The 17,167-nt window shown below is 40.4% G+C and carries 16 protein-coding genes; 6 read left to right on the top strand and 10 right to left on the bottom strand.

The features are described 5' to 3' along the window. Positions 1-2 precede the first annotated feature (2 nt). The 3 genes from OO007_RS09415 to OO007_RS09425 are packed head-to-tail and all read left to right on the top strand — an operon-like array spanning position 3 to position 2,754. Positions 3-1,034 (top strand): LpxL/LpxP family acyltransferase, encoded by a 1,032-nt coding sequence (locus OO007_RS09415; RefSeq protein ID WP_325808603.1) that lies wholly within the window; start codon positions 3-5, stop codon positions 1,032-1,034. Beyond that, positions 1,031-1,504, top strand: coding sequence for an ApeP family dehydratase (locus OO007_RS09420; RefSeq protein WP_325808604.1), 474 nt, complete (start codon positions 1,031-1,033; stop codon positions 1,502-1,504). Before OO007_RS09415 ends, OO007_RS09420 begins: the two co-directional genes overlap by 4 nt. A gap of 2 nt (positions 1,505-1,506) precedes the next feature. Beyond that, positions 1,507-2,754, top strand: a complete 1,248-nt coding sequence (locus OO007_RS09425; RefSeq protein ID WP_325808605.1) for a beta-ketoacyl-ACP synthase — start codon at positions 1,507-1,509, stop codon at positions 2,752-2,754. 42 nt (positions 2,755-2,796) lie between these two features. Here OO007_RS09425 and OO007_RS09430 read toward each other — a convergent pair whose 3' ends face one another. The 9 genes from OO007_RS09430 to OO007_RS09470 all read right to left on the bottom strand — a co-directional run bounded on the left by OO007_RS09430 (position 2,797) and on the right by OO007_RS09470 (position 11,742). Then, positions 2,797-3,672 (bottom strand): cupin-like domain-containing protein, encoded by an 876-nt coding sequence (locus tag OO007_RS09430; protein ID WP_325808606.1) that lies wholly within the window; start codon positions 3,670-3,672, stop codon positions 2,797-2,799. A gap of 1 nt (position 3,673) precedes the next feature. Continuing rightward, entirely contained in the window at positions 3,674-4,987 is a 1,314-nt protein-coding gene (locus OO007_RS09435; protein WP_325808607.1) for an NAD(P)/FAD-dependent oxidoreductase, read from the bottom strand. Between the two features lie 70 nt (positions 4,988-5,057). Continuing rightward, complete coding sequence (gene fabG / locus OO007_RS09440; protein WP_325808608.1) at positions 5,058-5,801, bottom strand: 3-oxoacyl-ACP reductase FabG; 744 nt, start codon at positions 5,799-5,801, stop codon at positions 5,058-5,060. Positions 5,802-5,838: 37 nt separating this feature from the next. After that, complete coding sequence (locus tag OO007_RS09445) at positions 5,839-8,268, bottom strand: MMPL family transporter (RefSeq protein ID WP_325808609.1); 2,430 nt, start codon at positions 8,266-8,268, stop codon at positions 5,839-5,841. A 10-nt stretch (positions 8,269-8,278) separates the two neighbouring features. Next, positions 8,279-8,983: an outer membrane lipoprotein carrier protein LolA gene (locus OO007_RS09450; RefSeq protein ID WP_325808610.1), complete on the bottom strand. Its 705-nt coding sequence runs from the start codon at positions 8,981-8,983 to the stop codon at positions 8,279-8,281. Further along, positions 8,980-9,471: an acyl-CoA thioesterase gene (locus tag OO007_RS09455; RefSeq protein WP_325808611.1), complete on the bottom strand. Its 492-nt coding sequence runs from the start codon at positions 9,469-9,471 to the stop codon at positions 8,980-8,982. The genes OO007_RS09450 and OO007_RS09455 overlap by 4 nt, the downstream gene beginning before the upstream one ends. 16 nt (positions 9,472-9,487) lie before the next feature. Next, on the bottom strand, positions 9,488-9,739 hold the full coding sequence (locus OO007_RS09460) for an acyl carrier protein (RefSeq protein ID WP_299877619.1): 252 nt from the start codon (positions 9,737-9,739) through the stop codon (positions 9,488-9,490). 202 nt (positions 9,740-9,941) lie between these two features. Continuing rightward, positions 9,942-10,754 (bottom strand): lysophospholipid acyltransferase family protein, encoded by an 813-nt coding sequence (locus OO007_RS09465; RefSeq protein ID WP_325808612.1) that lies wholly within the window; start codon positions 10,752-10,754, stop codon positions 9,942-9,944. A 43-nt stretch (positions 10,755-10,797) separates the two neighbouring features. Further along, on the bottom strand, positions 10,798-11,742 hold the full coding sequence (locus tag OO007_RS09470; RefSeq protein WP_325808613.1) for a chorismate transformation enzyme, FkbO/Hyg5 family: 945 nt from the start codon (positions 11,740-11,742) through the stop codon (positions 10,798-10,800). A 254-nt stretch (positions 11,743-11,996) separates the two neighbouring features. On the opposite strand from OO007_RS09470, the gene OO007_RS09475 reads away from it, so the two are divergent. From OO007_RS09475 to recN, 3 genes are all read left to right on the top strand, one after another. Then, complete coding sequence (locus OO007_RS09475) at positions 11,997-12,263, top strand: phosphopantetheine-binding protein (RefSeq protein ID WP_325808614.1); 267 nt, start codon at positions 11,997-11,999, stop codon at positions 12,261-12,263. A gap of 30 nt (positions 12,264-12,293) precedes the next feature. Beyond that, a complete protein-coding gene (locus OO007_RS09480) occupies positions 12,294-13,664 on the top strand; it encodes an AMP-binding protein (protein ID WP_325808615.1) in 1,371 nt (456 codons plus the stop codon). Positions 13,665-13,834: 170 nt separating this feature from the next. Then, complete coding sequence (recN, locus tag OO007_RS09485) at positions 13,835-15,508, top strand: DNA repair protein RecN (RefSeq protein WP_325808616.1); 1,674 nt, start codon at positions 13,835-13,837, stop codon at positions 15,506-15,508. On the opposite strand, the gene OO007_RS09490 is transcribed toward recN, so the two are convergent. Beyond that, on the bottom strand, positions 15,474-17,117 hold the full coding sequence (locus OO007_RS09490; RefSeq protein ID WP_325808617.1) for a hypothetical protein: 1,644 nt from the start codon (positions 17,115-17,117) through the stop codon (positions 15,474-15,476). The genes recN and OO007_RS09490 overlap by 35 nt on opposite strands. Positions 17,118-17,167: the final 50 nt, after the last annotated feature.

Here is a 17,167-nt window from a genome sequence, read left to right on the forward strand (position 1 = left end):
ACATGAGTAATTCCAGTAACACTAAGAACAACGAGCAAACAGCGGCAAGTGACGATTCTCACTGGTCTTCCGCTCAGGAAGCTGGGACGTTGTTTGGGTTACGTTTTCTCTGGTTGATCCATAAAACGCTTGGACGCAAAGCTGTGTCTATATTGTTATTACCCACGGTTGCTTACTTTGTGATTTTTCGTGCTGATTCACGTAAAGCATCGCAAGAATTCCTGAAAAACCATTACCAGCAATACCCTGACTTCTGGAAGCGCAAACCTAAGTTTTCCGACACTATTCGTCACTTCCGTCAATTCGCCGAAACTGTTGTCGATAAACTCTCATCCTGGTATGTGGAGCTTGATAGCGACCTGTTTAAAATTCACTCACCAGAAGTCGTCGAAACGTTACTAAACGATACTCGCGGACAACTGATTATTGGCTCTCATTTTGGCAATCTGGAATTCTGTCGTGGCTTTATGCATCGCTATAAAGACAAATCTATCAACGTATTACTTCACGATAAGCATTCACAGAACTACACCAACATCATGGCTCAATTGAACCCAGACTCGAGACTCAATGTGTATCAGGTTGATGAGTTCAATATCAATACGATTCTATCTTTTAAGGAAAAGATAGATGCAGGAGAATGGCTCTTTATAGCAGGAGACAGAATTCCACTAACAGGCGTGGAGCGTACGGTCACTGTCGACTTCTTTAATAAAAAAGCGGCATTACCAATTGGCCCTTATTTACTGGCGAAGGCATTAGATTGCCCAGTAAAACTGATGTTTTCCTATCAGGACTTTGTAGATAAGTCAGGACAGATACAATTTGAAGTGGTCGACTTCGCTGAAAAGATTGTACTTAGCCGCAAACAACGACAAAGCGATATTGAGAACTACGCACAAAGGTTTGCCACAGAATTAGAAAAGCAGTGCGCTAAAGCGCCTTTTCAATGGTTTAATTTTTATGATTTCTGGCTGCCTGAAGAAAACCCACAGGAACAAATTAACACTATCGCTGACAAGGAAGTAGCATGAGCGATTTAGCAACACGATTTGACCCAGAAATATTAACGTTAATTCCACACCGCCCACCTATGCTGTTGATTAACAGAATATTGGAAGTTGGCGAAAAACAATCGAGTGCTGAGGTGTTTATCGACAAGAAAACACCTTTTTATGAAAAAGGTCTGGGCGTACCAGCAACCATTGGATTGGAATTCATGGGACAAACTGCTGCATTAATCGCAGGCAATCAAGTGATAAAAAATCCGGCAGATGCCAAGCTTGGTTTTTTACTGGGAACTCGAAAATACCAATCCACACTATCTTATTTTAAAGAAAACAGTGTACTGGTCGTCGAATGCAGCGAAAGCGCTATGGTAGGAGAAACACTGGCAAGTTTTAGTTGTACAATTCGCTATAAAGACGAAGCAGAAATCATTGCCAGTGCCAACTTATCTGTACTTCGTCAGCCAATCAATAAATCACCTGCAGAGAATCATTAATAATGCCAGTTTCATCAAAATCTCCCAATCGAGTCGTTATCACTGGCGCTGGCAATATCTCGTCAATGGGCTCAACCTGGGAAGAGATAAAAATATCTTTTGAAAGCAAACAATCAAAAGTGTGTTACATGGAAGAATGGGATCAATACCCCGAGCTTAAAACGCGTCTGGCTGCACCCATCAAAGACTTTGAGCTACCAGACACCTATCGCCTAAAAAAGAAAAGAAGCATGGGTAGAGTGGCACAGATGGCTGTACGTGCCACTGAATTAGCGCTTAAAGAATCAGGTTTGTATGGTGAAGATGTAATTTCTAACGGTCAGACAGGCGTGAGCTTTGGCTCTGCAACGGGCAGCAGCGCGGGTGCCGTAGAATTCTTCAGCATGCTCGAAGAACAGTCGATGGAACGCATCAATACCACCACCTATATTCGCATGATGAGCCACACAGCAGCGGTGAATATAGGCATATATTTTGGCACCAAAGGACGCGTATACACAACCTCAAGCGCTTGTGTCGCAGGGAGCCAGGGCATTGGTTATGCCTATGAAGCGATTCAGTCGGGCAAACAAAAAGTCATGATTGCTGGTGGCGCAGAAGAACTTTGCCCAACTCAGGCAGCGGTGTTCGATACCATCTTTGCTGCCAGTATCACCAATGACACCCCCCACCTTTCGCCCCGTCCTTTTGATAAAGATCGTGATGGCCTTGTATTAGGCGAAGGCGCTAGCTCATTGATATTAGAGTCTTACGATCACGCTAAAGAACGCGGCGCTACTATTCTTGCTGAAATCATAGGATACGGTACAAACTCAGACGGCTCGCATATCATGCGACCAAATCAGGAGACCATGCAAAGCGTGATGCAAATGAGCCTTGATGATGCCGGAGTTACAGCAGATCAAATTGGTTATGTTAGCGCGCACGCCACAGCGACCGAATACGGCGATATCGCAGAATCACAAGCGACGTTAAATGTACTCGGCAAAAAGCCAACCAGCTCGATTAAAAGCTATACTGCGCATAGTCTTGGTGCCTGTGGTGCATTTGAATTGTACTCCACTATCCAGATGATGAATGAAGGCTGGTTCGCGCCCACACTAAACCTAACTGAAGTTGATCCAAGGTGTGCTGATTTAGATTATATCCAGGGTGATCTGAGAGCGATTGATACTGATATGGTTATGAGCAATAACTTTGCATTTGGCGGGATAAATACATCTTTAATTGTAAAAAAGTTTAAAGATTAATTAGACAAAGTCACCCCCCTACTTTGAGGCACTTTTTCCACACTAAGCGCTAGGGATGTTCCTGTTTGTTATCTCAACCGCTTTTCTCTCGTTTCTATCATTCCAGGCTTGTCCGCGAGTTTTACGCATCAACCCTTCTACCGTTCTGGTCACGAAAATATTTTTTAATAGACTTAAACGCTGACTAAACTTGGTAGGGAATGCGCGCAAGGTCATGGAAAAGCCAATGTCTTCATAAACAATATAATGCCAATAACCAGAGGGGATGAATAAAGCATCGCCGTGCTTTAATTCTGCTTCGTAACCTTTTACGTACTTTAACGCAGGGTATTTTTCAAAATCAGGATTTAAAAAATCCACATCGTATAAAGCACTGAAAGAGAACGGCACTTTATACATAAATTGGGTTTGTTCTGGAGGAATAAGTAATACTTTTTTAACGCCACCGAAATGACAAAGAATCAAATTCGCCAGATCAATATCGTAATGCATCTGGACTTTTGCGCCACGACCACCAACGAATAAAACCGGTAGCTTTTTAAAAAACTTAAGACCGATATCAGGATAAGAAAAATCCTTAATCATCTGAGGTGCATTATTCAGGATATTATAAAAAAACATGCGTAAATCGTTTTCGCCGTTCTTTAATAAGTTCAGATAATCACGCAACGGCATTTCCCTTGCAGCAGCATGTTGATGTGATTTGCCTACGGCTGGTTTACTGCTGTACACGGGTACAACCTCATCACCCAGGGTTTCAATTAAATAATCGACATCCCATTTTTCTTTGGCAGGCCAATCTTCCATAAGAGTGGGTAAGATTACCGGAATGCCAGTATCTTTATGATTTTTGAGAAATTGCTCCTTGGTAATTTCCGAAACACGCTTTACTTTATTGGGGGCAATTTTTTCAAACATATCAGTGACTATTCTGTTCTTTTTTTATAAAGGGTTTTACCGCATAGCCGTTCAAGACTTCCTGATCCTTCAATAGCTGGCGACAGCCATGGTACAACAGGGATTGATTTACCTTAGAACGAGTTTTGATACCAGTGACCATCGATGAAATTATTCTGCTGTATAACTTCTCAGCCATTTTACCCACAACCGACGACTTGGGATTTTCCTGTATGGACTTGCCCTGTTCGGACAAACTCATCAATCGACCATCGTAAAAATAGTCAATGAGTGTCGTCCACGACTGATGCCAGCTATTTACCTGTTGAGAATATTTTTCTAAATTCGCCGTGGTAATTTTAGGACTACTGAATACGACTTCATCAATGCTTTTTGCTGCATTTAACGCCATAAAAACACCTGGGGAAAGCATTGGGTCGACAAAACCAAAAGCATCACCCAGCATTACCCATCCTTTTCCATAGCCTTTCTCAGAAAGTAATTGGTAATTAGAATAACGCATGACTTTGCTAATACGTTTGGCGTTCTTTCCTTCATCTTTCAGCAAGGAATTGTGTTTAATTACATTATCTAAACGCTCTTCCGGGGTATCTCCGTAACTCTTGGCGGCCTGTTTATTGAGCACCACACCGACAGATAATTTTCCTTTCAAAGGAATTTGCCATGACCAGCCGTGATCTAATATGGAAACAACAATTTGGCCTTCAATCACTTCTTTGTATTCGAAGTTCTCAAAATGAGCAAAATACGCAACATCATCGCGACCACCACGTTTTGCCGGAATATCAAGCAAGCGGCTAAAAAGACGACTTCTACCTGACGCATCAATCAAAATATCTGGATGTGTTTCTGTACACAACCCAGCATCATTCAAAGACGCTTCAGACAACATTAAATCTCGGTCTGAATTCTCAGGTGTTAATTCTAATGTCGCTTTTTTATTCACAAAACGAACACCAACCTCTTCAGCGCGTTGGCGTATCAGTGAATCTAGTTGTGGGCGAGGCGTATTGTAAGAAAAGTTAGGATAACGTTTACCGGGCGTTTGAAACGGGATATCCATGCGTATGCCACTGCCATGCCTAAAGGATGCACCCCGTTTAATTTGTGAAATAGCGGCGACTTTTTCTTCAATTCCTAAGCGACGGAAAATGGGCACGACTGCGGGCAAATTTGATTCGCCTACGATTAATTCTGGTTTGCTCAAATTATCATAAATAGTGACCGCGATACCTCTCTCGATGAGAAAGCACCCTAGCGCGCAGCCTGATGGCCCCGCACCTATAATCGCAACACTTTTAACTTGTTTATCCATCACTCTTTGATTGTTGGTTTGCTTAAATATTGATTTGCATTAAATACTAAAACTATTTGTTCATCGCAAGCTAACACATGCCACCATTGACGCTAATCGTTTGGCGCGTGATATAAGACGCTTTATCAGAAAACAGAAAACTAATGGTTGATGATATATCGCTGGCTTGACCAAAAGTACCCATCGGGATCATCTTCTTAGCTTCTTTGACATAGGCTTCTTCTTTAAAAAGCCCCTCAGTCATATCTGTTTCGATAACTCCCGGAGCAACCGAATTGACAGTGATTTTACGTTTCGCCAATTCGATAGCGAGCGATTTACTTGCGCCTATAATACCTGCTTTGGCAGCACTATAATTGACCTGACCGCGATTTCCGATTAAGCCAGAAACAGAGGTTAAGGTCACAATTCTACCGCCCTGTCTTAAACGAATCATAGGCATAATCAATGGGTATAACACATTATAGAAGCCATCTAGATTGGTGTGAATCACACTATCCCACTGCTCGGCTTCCATCGCAGGGAATGCCGCGTCATCAGCGATACCAGCATTACAAACAACACCATAGAAAGCCCCGTTTTTCTCTAAATCTGCCTCTAACAACGCTTTAGTTTGTTCTCTATCACCAATATCAAATTGCATGATCTGACCTGAGCCACCTGCTTTTTCGATAAGCTCAAGCACTTCATCCGCAGCTTTTTGATTACTATTGTAATGCACAGTGACATCAAAGCCATCAGCGGCCAGTTCGATAGCGGTTGCCTTGCCGATACCCCGACTTGCGCCAGTGACCAATACTCTTTTTTTACTCATGATTTGTTTTCCATAACAGCGAACTCTATCGCTATTTTTAATGCGTTATTGCTTTGTTTGCCAAAAACTCGGTATAGATCAACGAAGCAATTAAATTAAAACTATTCCCAATAAATAAAATCATACCAAAACTTTGTGCAACCGGAATAGCGCTTAAACCTAATAAACCAAAAGACAACAGACTTGTGATTGCGGAAATAAATATCGCCTGCTGCGTAACATTTCCGTCTTGAAGTTCATAGGCAAAAATACCGTAATCCATGCCCAAGCCCAGCACCAGAAACAACGCCATCACATGAAATAGATTGAAGGACACACCCAAAACATTCAATAACACAATTAACGCTGCGGTGGCACACAACGGAACCAGAACAATGTTTAAAGCAGATAATTTACGATATCGACTCAGTATTAAAAGTGCGATTAAAGCATAAGCCACAAGCAACAATTGAGTGGCTGAAACGCGTTGATCTGCCAATGATTTTTTCGCGCTTTCGACCGTATTCACATAGTTTACAAAAGGCATCGTGTTGCTAAGCTTTTCTAAGGCTTCAAAGTCTGTTCCTTTGGCGATTAAGATAAAGTTTCGGAAATTGTCGCCAGATTCAGCTTTGCTATTTTCATGCCCTTGCTCTACTGGCCTTTGTTCGACCTGCTGTTTTTTTGTATACCAAAGCGGTGGCAGTATCTCTTTAAAAAGCTCGTTCAGTTGTTGCGGCTCTAAGATCAGCTTTTCTGAGTTTGCATATTCAGTTTTGATTGATTCTGCCTTATTTTTTTCCGCACCCAATAAGGAATACAAGGCATCAACGGCCTGATTGTCTCCGTATAGCTTTCCCTGTATCTGATAGTTCTCACGCTGCTGTTCAGGTGTTGGCAACCATTGCGTAATACTTTTAAAATTATCGGCTATAAGTGGGGGGGTGGCTTTTACTTTATCGTAAAACGATTCTGTTAGATCAATAAGCTCTTCAGAGCTCTGACCACTGATTACCACGAATCTACCCGGTTCATAATCCGAAGCTATTTGGGATACAGCAACCTCACTCGCTAATATTTCAGGATCAGGCGTGAAGAAAAAACGTGGATCATCACTGGTTTTAATAGCAAATACACTGAGCGCCAAACTCAGCATTAATAGCACAATCGTTATAACGACGACTCTGGGACTAAAAACCGCCAAGGGTCGCTTGAAAACATTCAATATAGTATTGATAACTGTGTTATTCGCCTTAATTCTTTTACTCGAATATTGCCCTAAACAGATAACACTTAACCACGCCATTGTTAATCCACAGCAAGAAAACACAGCCACCTTTTTCAAGGCATCAAGTTGGGAAAAATATAAGGCTAAATATCCTAATAGTGATGTCACCAAACTTAATAACAGCGCGCTATGTAATCTGGATTGCGAATGCTCAACACCACGTTCTGCGCCAGCACTTACTCCATCTGATAAAGCCTGGGACTGATGGAAGAAATAATGAATCGAATAATCGATTACTATACCAATCAAACTTGCGCCGAACACGATGGTTAATATGTGAATTTTTCCGTAGATAAAATGCGAAACGGCAAAGGCAAAAGCAACGCCAAAAGCGATCGATAAAAACGGCAGAATCAAAGGCACCACGCTACGAAACGTTAAGAGCAATACCAGCAGCACGCCAACCATCGAAATAGTGGATATAAAACTGATATCTTTTTTAGATTTACTCGCCGCATCCACTGCAAAGAAAAACACACCTGAGCGCAGTATTTCAATATTGTGTTTCTCTTTAAGGTCTTTGCTAATCGTGTTGATATCAGTAAGCAGTTGATTTTGCCCGTCTATTCCCAGTCCACCTTTTTGCAATTTAGTTTGGATAACTTCGTATTGTTTTTTGTTCTTTTTATTTTGCCCGGCATCATCGCTACTGCTAGCTTCAGAACCATAGGTTTGCGCCTGCTCCAAATCTGCGCTTATCTTTTGCAGAAACTCACTAAAATATTCGCTATGAACGCCTAGAGGGTCTTTTTCAAAAGACATGAGTGGTGCATTTGTGAGTCGAAACAGCTTCGCCTGAGCTTGTTTTGCAAGCTCTTCTGCACTTTCTTCTTTAATATTTTTCTGCGCTGTTGCAGTGAGTAAGTGAAACCGATATTTCGCCAGTGAATCAATGATATCAGTCAGCGATAAAGCATCACTCGATAAAACAGTTAATGGCTTAAGTTCGGATAAGCGTTTGCTCAAATCTGCCTTTGCAGCGTCGAGTTGCTGCTGATCATCAGCGCCCATAACAAACATAATATTGCGACTGATATTTTCAGTCAATCCATCCATCGCATCTTGTGTTGACTGATCTAATTCCAGATCTGGTGAAAGATCGCGAAGGCTGGTATCGACAACGAGCTTGCCACTGCTTTGAAAAAAGAAGGCAAGCGTAAAAACAATGCAAATTACAAATAGTGATCGCCAAACAATCATGAATGATTACTCAGTTTTGGCCGCTGGTAGTGATTCGAACCGGGTTCAATAATAATTTACAGCCATCAGCAGAAAGCGATGCACAGCGCTCTGAAAATGCAGCATCTTTAGCGAGTTTATCGTTCATCGCATATTGCTGTGTTTCGCTACTCACTATTCTGGTTACTTGCTGATTTTTATCGGTGATTGAAATCTGTAATTCATTTTTAGTGCTTGGCTTTGCTAACACAACAGAATCAATAGCCTGTTTCACCATTTTGTTTTTCGGCACTAAACTTAACTCAACGCCTGTCGTATCATTCTTTGAAATCTGGATATCGAATTCTTTTGTTATGAACTCAGTATTGCCAGCCATCAAGCCCAATAACAGATTCGCCAAGAAGTCATGCTGAACGCCATCAAGATTTTCGACTGATAGCTTTTCTGGCACTAAAAAATTGAGTTTTTGATTGGTAAAAACCAGCGACTCGACAATGGGCTTTTGCGTTTTCCAGATTAAACCGAGATCACAGGAATAAATAAATTCGCCGGTTGAAACCAATGGAACTGGTAGACTTTTTATTTGCTTGCTTTGACTGAACTCACCGGAGAAGTTACACGCTTCTGGCATCATAGACTTTAATGCTTTTATGTTTTCTGGCGTGTTAGCGCTTAGCGAAACACTACTGACCATACTGCCCACCAAAAAAAGCATTAATAAAAAAGGTCTAATCATGCATCACCTTGTTCTTCTGGTTTTTCATCTGACTTGGCATCTGCAAGCACCTTAAAGGCAGCATCGACGCTATCCAGGAGTTGTTTAGGCGCATCAAACTGGGTGATTTCTTCTGGCATCTTTACAGCAAATTGCGTCGTCTGCCCCTTGGTAAACACATCTCGCGTTGTAACATCAACAATTAGATAATCGATAACGAGCTTATGCTCCCATTCTTTCAGTTCTGCAGTTATTTCAAACTGCTGCTCAAACCTTAAAGGTCTGATGTACTTGGTGTGCAGATCAACAACGGGATAAAAATAGCCAGTTTCTTCCATATCTGCATAGGTGAAGCCTATTTTAGACAGCAATTTACAGCGCGCTATTTCAAAATATTTCGGGTAGTTGCCATGCCATACGATGCGATATGAATCGACATCATAAAAACCCACTTCCATGGGAAGTGTGACACTCAGTGTCGGGCCTGCTTTTTTTGAATTGGGTTTCATTAAACTGATATTTCTATTAGATTTCTACGATGATTTTAACCACATCATCGATAGTTCTCGCATCTTTAAATAGCTTCGGTGATAAATCTTTTCCGGTATGCTTTTTTAGTTCTACCATCAGATCAACCGTATCAATACTGTCAATATCAAGATCTTGATAGAGGCGTGCATCTGCAACCAGTTCTGCTTCTTCTAATTCAAATAACTCGATTAATTTTTCTTTCAGTTGTTGAAGAGTTTGTTGGTAGCTTTGTTCGTAACTGCTCATACTGTAACGCTCATATTTATTCTAACTCACTGTATATATTCTTATTTAGCTGCTAATTAGTTTTCTAATTTAGTGTCTAATTATATGCGAATAACGATATGCGCAATTGTACTATTAAACGCATTATGAATCTTTCCAAAAAAAAAACGCCTGAGCTCTGCATAAATTCCATTTATGTTTTTTAAACAACAAAAACATAATGTCATTCAAAGTGGGGGGGGGGCTTATCAGTTTTGGTTGTATAGTTATCTAATTGCATAATTGCCGTCAGATAATAATCCCTTAAAAAACCAGTTAAACGACGGTATTGAATGGTTCTTGCCAAGCTTGTATCAATGCATTCCTCAATGGTTAACGTAGGATTTATCCGCACTAAAATTTTTGATTTGATATCAGGAAGCTGATACCAGCTTTCATACTTTTGCAATGCACGCGGCGAACACGTTATAAGAAAAGGAACAATATCGCTATTTGCATGAATCGCTATATTTGCGGCACCACGCTTGAATTCCAATTGAGTGTCGTATTGATTACGCGTACCTTCAGGAAATATCAGAATATTTTCACCAGCGGCAAGTTTCTCCGCAGCCATGCCTACCAGATCTTCTTCGTCATTAGGAATATAACCGGCCAGACTCACGGTTAGGCGTGTTACAGGATTACGAAAAAGTGCTTCTTTCACCACGCAACATACATCATCTACATAGGCTAAAATAAATAACGCATCAATCAACATAGAATGATTGGAAATGACAACTTTGCCTTTGATTTCATCGCTATTAAGTCGTTCTAAATCATAAGACATCAATCCCAGAAATTGCATAAAATCGACATAGAACTTACATAGTCTTTGTATGGTTTTACGGATTTTTTTCTGCTTCCCTTCCTGATCCTTTACAAAAACAACAATCAAAACAGCATGAATGACAGGAAAGAATGCGCCCACAGTAAATACAATATAACTAATGCCTGCAGCGATAATCCGCCAGTAATGGTTGAGAGATAGGATCTTCAAGGATTTATCTGGGAATAGATAGAAGGACGTTTAAAGTCAAACACTAAGCGCAATAGCATTCAACTTCGACAAGCAAGTTAGAACGGCAAATATCGGCAATCGTGTAGATTTTCGCCGCATCGGGAAAATCTTTATCTAATGATTTTTTTGATTCTTCCAGGCAAGATTTATTTCGCAGATACACTTTCATGGTTTGAATCGAATCAACTTCGTAGCCGGTTTTTTCCAGCAAGTGGAAAATATTATCTTTGGTGATTTGTAGTTGGGCGGCTAAATCACCCTCATGCAACGTCTCATGTCCAATGATACTAGCCGTACCAGAGATAAATAACAGATTGCCTTTAGGATGCTCAAGGCTGGTTGCACGTGCAAAAGACGGACTACTGATACCATATTGACGCGGGTACTGATAAGCATTCTGCTGTTTATTATTGGTATGGTGAATGCCTTTGTAAACGCTGGATATTGCGTATATCGTCATGCCGCCAGTGACATTTCCAACGGCAGTAGCTGCTGGGAAATCAGCATCGTTTATTCCCGCCTGTTTAAATGCTTTGAGGCGACCATTACAAAATAATTTATAGTTTTCGTTATCGCCCAACCCTTTATTGATCGCAGGCACATAGTTCCAGAAACGTAACAGATTACGTTGTTCGGTTTGATGAATAAATGCTAATAACTCTGCATAAACAGACTCGGTTGCTGTCTCTAAGTCTTCACATTCTTCTGCTGTTAAGCTAATAGAGGTAAACAAAAAACCGCCAGATTCAGACCACTTGCATAAGCCAGATATTCCGCTTATTACAGGCTCATCTTTAATCTTCCATAATTCATGAACAAAATCGCTGGCATCGGTTCTACCGAGACCTGAAGGTATGTGATTTTGACTTTGACGAGTGATCGGGCAATCGAAACCAATAACAGCCAAATTCTGGGATTCTGCATTGAGTTGTTCTGCCGATGCACTCGAATAAGAATTAATAAGCATTTTCTGTATTCTCTAGCGAAGAATGTTCATATTCAGCCGAACGAGGACTAAAACATGAAAAAGGTTTTAAATGGAAATTAGCTACCACTAACAAATAGCTTAATTAATAAGCAGTCGAAAATAATAATCAAAAAATCATAGTAAATATTTAAAACTCACACCCTAGCGAAACGTGAATTTAGATGATTTATCAATAGAATATAGTTTAAACTATACCCTCAAAAAAATAAAGATGACTGTGAGTGAGGTAAATAGTGAGCGTACAAACTGAAGCCGAAAATAAAATGGCAATTTTACTGGTTGAAGTTCTGAATCTTGAAGATATCAGCGCTGAAGAAATCGATCCAAACGATCAGTTATTTGGTGATGGTCTGGGTCTGGATTCTATCGATGCATTAGAAATTGCACTGGCTATTTCGCAGGATTTTGGCGTTCAAATGAAAGCAGAAGATGAAAGCACTCGTGAAGCATTTGCGACCTTGAAAAGCCTTACTGATTTTGTCGAGAAAAATAAAGCTTAACTAGCAAATCAGACATAATAGCTTCATGTTATGACTAGAAAAACATTCCCGCTAACGAACCGTAATCTACGTGATAATTTTGCCTATCTAACTCAAGATAACAAAACCACTGGAGACACCAAGGGATTTGTTAGCGCGCAACGCTTTATCGATACTGTTGTCGCATTATCAAAACAATTACCCGACGATAAACAACACATCATTAATTTATGTGGCAATCGCTATTTATTCACTGTGGTGCTTTGCGCGACCGTTTTAAAAAACCAAGTCAATTTATTACCTTCCAACAGAAATATAGCCACACAAAAACGGCTCTCAGAACGCTATAACAATACCTATGTCATTCATGATGGCTCAGAAACTGATCCTGATTTATTAGCGATTGATCTCGATAAAGAAGGTATTTCTGACATTCAAACAGTCAACGAAATACCTGAAATCGATGTTGATCAACTCGCTGCCATTAGCTTTACATCGGGCTCCACAGGGGATGCAAAACCCAATGAGAAAATCTGGAGAACCTTTGTCGACAGCACCATAATTAACAGTCATTACATGTTGCCAAAATCAACTGAAACCATTCAACTTCTGGCAACAGTTCCCGCTCAACACATGTGGGGCCTTGAGACATCGGTGTTGATGGCGTTGTTTGCAAACATCTGTGTGGTCGATTCAAAACCATTATTTCCACAAGATATACAGACCTTAATTGAGACGCTACCTGCACCTCGCATGATGGTTTCTACTCCCGTGCATTTACGTGCGGTAGTAGGCAGCAATCTGAAATTCCCAAAACTTGAAACTGTGCTATGTGCGACCTCACCGTTGACTCAGGAACTCGCGACTCAAGTTGAAGCGTTATTTAGTACACAAATGCGCGAGGTGTATGGTTGTAGCGAGATCGGCTCAATGGCTATCAGAGAAACAGCCCACACGGATATCTGGGATAAATTTGATGGAATTCATTTTGATCAACAAACATCAAATCAAATACTTGCGCATACCGAACATGTTAAAGAATCTGCAACATTAGGCGACTTTATAGAACTATTGAACGAGCAGCAATTTCGTCTAAAGGGTCGTACTGACGATATGATTGATATTGCTGGCAAGCGTGGCTCTTTAAATGAAATTAACAAAGTACTGCTTTCTTTTCCTGAACTGATTGATGGCATCGTTTTCTTTCCACCACAGGATCGCCCTATTCCGCGATTAGTAGCAATTGTTGCAATTAAAGATGGGATATCAAAGAAACAACTTGCTGACCATTTTCGTGAATATTTAGACCCTGCTTTTATTCCTCGCCCCATTATTCAAGTTGAGAAACTACCGAGAGAAGAAAACGGCAAACTCCCCAAACAAGCATTACTTCATTTTTATCAGGAACTAATTAAAAACTAAAAAAGTCGCTTAGGAAGAGTGTCTTTTTAGATCTCAAAGTCACCCCCCTACTTTGAGGCAGTTTTTTATCATTTACTCTGATTAATTATTTTGTTTCATTTTTGTTCTCTTTTTGAATAATATCTGTAATAATAAAGTTATCCCAATCAGAAACTCATTGTCGAACAGTCATGCTTTCACATATCTATTTAAAAGATTTTGCCATTATTGAAAAACTCGATTTAGAGCTAAAGTCAGGCATGACTGCGCTCACCGGTGAAACGGGCGCTGGTAAATCGATTCTGATTGATGCGATTGGACTTGTGTTAGGCGATCGTGCAGATAGTGGTGTTGTTCGTCATGGCGCTGACAAAGCCGAAATCACGTTAAGTGTCGATATTGAAGACACTCCATCAGCCCTACTTTGGTTGCAAGAACAAGAACTAGCAAATGAAAACGATGAAGAGAATCAATGTATATTGCGCCGGGTTATTTCATCTAACGGTAAATCACGAGCCTGGATTAATGGATCGCCCTGCAATCTAACCCTATTAAGACAACTGGGTGAACAACTCGTCGATATACATGGTCAACATGAACATCAATCGTTGATGAAAAAAGACATGCAACGAACCATGTTAGATGATTACGCCAGCAATGAATCTCTAAGAAAAAGCGTAAAGAAAAAATTTCAAGAGTGGAAATCTCTCAAAACTAAACTGGAAAATCTTCAAGGTGCAAATAGCGATCATCAGGCAAAGCTTGATTTACTGCGTTTTCAAACTCAGGAGCTGGATGATTTACAACTCACAGAAAATGAAGCACAACAGTTAGACGAAGAGCACTCTAAACTTTCCAATGCTGGCCAACTGCTCGATGCAAGCTCACAAAGCATTATGCAACTTTACGATGACGACAATAAATCAATCTATTCGGCCATCAGTGGTGTAACCCATCAATTAGAGTCTTTAAATCAACTGGATAGCGCGTTATCTGAACCTTTAGAGATGCTACAAAATGCGCAAATACAAATTCAGGAAGCCACTGACTTATTGCGTCGCTACAACGAAAGCGTTGGATTAGATCCAGAGCGTTTACATTGGGTAAATCAACGCCTATCGACATTACACGATTTAGCACGTAAACATCAAACTGCCCCCGAAGAATTATTCGCTAAATGGCAAATTCTGCATGAAGAATTACAATCTTTAGACAGTGACGAATATGATCTTGATGCATTACAAGAAAAACTCAATCTAGCTGAAACTGCCTATTTAGAAGCCGCTGCAAAATTAAGTGACAGCAGAAATAAGTCTGGCAAAAAACTAGCCAAGGGCGTCACTAGCGCTATGCAAGAATTAGGTATGGAAGGTGGTATTTTTGCCATTGCTATTGAAAAAACCGAAAACTTCAATGCACATGGTAATGATCGTGTTGAATTTCAAGTCAGCGGTAATCCGGGGCAACCTCTAAAATCTCTTATTAAAGTAGCTTCTGGAGGAGAACTGTCTAGAATTTCATTGGCGATTCAAATGATAGCAGCTCAGCGAATTACGCTTCCTGCACTCATATTTGATGAAGTAGATAGTGGTATTGGGGGCGGTATTGCAGAGGTAGTTGGACAACAACTCAGAAATCTGGGGCACAATAGACAAGTATTATGTGTTACTCACTTACCTCAAGTAGCCTCTCAGGCTCATAATCACTATCAAGTCACCAAGATCAAAGGCAATGACAAAACATCCACAGGGATGTTGGTTTTGAATGGCGAGCAACGTGTGAAGGAAGTTGCCCGCATGATGGGTGGATTAGAAATTACCGAATCCACACTCAATCTGGCAAAAGAGATGTTAGCCACTGCATAACACCGCCTTTTTCTTTTTCTGCCGATGAAGTCTTGGCAGCTTGAGTCGTGTTTTCAGGAAGCACGACCTTCTTAGTTTTGCTCTTTTGCTGGTTAGTATCAGCGTCTATTTTTGCTACTTGCTTATCTTCAGCTTGTTTGTCAGCAGCTTGTTTGTCAGTAGCACCTTCATCTATTTTATCTAAACTGCCATTTGCCACTGCATTTTCTATTGAGTTCTCTATTACCTCATCTATTTCCTGTGCAGCAGTATCTGTATCTTCATTTTTCTCGGGAGGTAACGATGAAAGATCACCATCAAAAAGAACCACGACTTCAGGCTCATCAGGTAATTCATTTTTCGCTGCTAGCTTAGGTGCTTTATCTTTAACCCCATCATTTTTATCTAAATAATCAAGTATTCCATCACCGTCACTGTCTTTCGTTCCACCCTCTTCTTTGGTTAAGCGACTGTCTCCATCATCATTAGCATCCAGGTAGTTTGGCACACCATCTTGATCGGTATCATCATTGATCGCAGTCCCATCGTTATTGATATCTTCAAACTTTGTCAAAATGCCATCATTGTCATCATCTTCGTCTAAAGCATCAATAATGCCGTCTCGGTCCGAGTCTTGTGGTGAATTTATATCCATTCCGACTTCTATCGCATCAGAAACTTTGTCTCCATCTGTATCACGTTTCATGATATCAGTACCCAAAATCAGCTCTTGAGAATCTAATAGCCCGTCATTATCAGTATCGGTATAACGATTCAGTTCTACTTTTTGTTTCTGTATTTTTTTAGGAAGAACAACAACTTTTGATTTTTCCTTAGTACCTGTGTTTTCACTCAAAGTTTTTTTGTTATTTGGCACTACTTCGGAAGTTTCAGTTTTTGATGACGCTGCAACGAGTTCCTTATTATTTTTCTCAGGGCTTTCACTTAATGCTTTGGACGTTGATTCTACAATTGTTTTATCAGTTGCCTTTGAGGTATTGGCAGGCTCTGAAGCATTAGAAACCACTGCATTTTGTTTTTTATAGTTCGGGTCTAAATAATCAGCAATACCATCATTATTATAATCTGGAAGTTTAAGGTTATCGTTAATCCCATCTCCATTTTTGTCCACAGCCCCTGGACGTGACGCATCAAAGGCATCGTCTATACCATCGAAATTTTTATCTTGATTTAAGAAGCCTGCCTCTGCACCATCAGCTAGGCCATCGTTGTCTGAATCAGGGTCTAGATAATCTACAATACCATCTTTATCAGTATCGTTTTTGCTCTCAAGAAATGTCGGCAAACCATCGTTATCATCGTCATAATCTAAGGCATCTATGCGATTATCATTATCACTGTCGAGTGGCTTATTTACATTATCACCGACTTCGATACCATCATTAATACCATCACCATCTGTATCTGCAAGATATGCTTCAGTACCCAGTTTTTCTTCCTGTAGATCAGTTAGTCCATCACCATCACTATCTTTATCGATATTGGCAGCACTCAATACTTGAGGAGCAGCAATCGAGAGCAGAGCAAATAACGTTATTTTATTTAAACATGGCAGTACGTATCTTTTCTTGAAGAAAAAACAATGCAATTGTGCGAATGATAATTTCACAGATATCCCCTAGCAACTCATGCTTATAGCCGAGCTAAATTATTATAATT

The organism is Cocleimonas sp. KMM 6892 (assembly GCF_035798195.1).
Taxonomy (GTDB): Bacteria; Pseudomonadota; Gammaproteobacteria; order Thiotrichales; family Thiotrichaceae; genus Cocleimonas; species Cocleimonas flava.

Bases quoted from the DNA above. Each gene is read 5' to 3' on its own strand.
- OO007_RS09450 (WP_325808610.1), bottom strand. From the start codon at position 8,983: ATGATTAGACCTTTTTTATTAATGCTTTTTTTGGTGGGCAGTATGGTC.
- OO007_RS09470 (WP_325808613.1), bottom strand. From the start codon at position 11,742: ATGCTTATTAATTCTTATTCGAGTGCATCGGCAGAACAACTCAATGCA.
- OO007_RS09430 (WP_325808606.1), bottom strand. From the start codon at position 3,672: ATGTTTGAAAAAATTGCCCCCAATAAAGTAAAGCGTGTTTCGGAAATT.
- OO007_RS09480 (WP_325808615.1), top strand. From the start codon at position 12,294: ATGACTAGAAAAACATTCCCGCTAACGAACCGTAATCTACGTGATAAT.
- OO007_RS09425 (WP_325808605.1), top strand. From the start codon at position 1,507: ATGCCAGTTTCATCAAAATCTCCCAATCGAGTCGTTATCACTGGCGCT.
- OO007_RS09420 (WP_325808604.1), top strand. From the start codon at position 1,031: ATGAGCGATTTAGCAACACGATTTGACCCAGAAATATTAACGTTAATT.
- OO007_RS09435 (WP_325808607.1), bottom strand. From the start codon at position 4,987: ATGGATAAACAAGTTAAAAGTGTTGCGATTATAGGTGCGGGGCCATCA.
- recN (WP_325808616.1), top strand. From the start codon at position 13,835: ATGCTTTCACATATCTATTTAAAAGATTTTGCCATTATTGAAAAACTC.
- fabG (WP_325808608.1), bottom strand. From the start codon at position 5,801: ATGAGTAAAAAAAGAGTATTGGTCACTGGCGCAAGTCGGGGTATCGGC.
- OO007_RS09445 (WP_325808609.1), bottom strand. From the start codon at position 8,268: ATGATTGTTTGGCGATCACTATTTGTAATTTGCATTGTTTTTACGCTT.
- OO007_RS09415 (WP_325808603.1), top strand. From the start codon at position 3: ATGAGTAATTCCAGTAACACTAAGAACAACGAGCAAACAGCGGCAAGT.
- OO007_RS09460 (WP_299877619.1), bottom strand. From the start codon at position 9,739: ATGAGCAGTTACGAACAAAGCTACCAACAAACTCTTCAACAACTGAAA.
- OO007_RS09455 (WP_325808611.1), bottom strand. From the start codon at position 9,471: ATGAAACCCAATTCAAAAAAAGCAGGCCCGACACTGAGTGTCACACTT.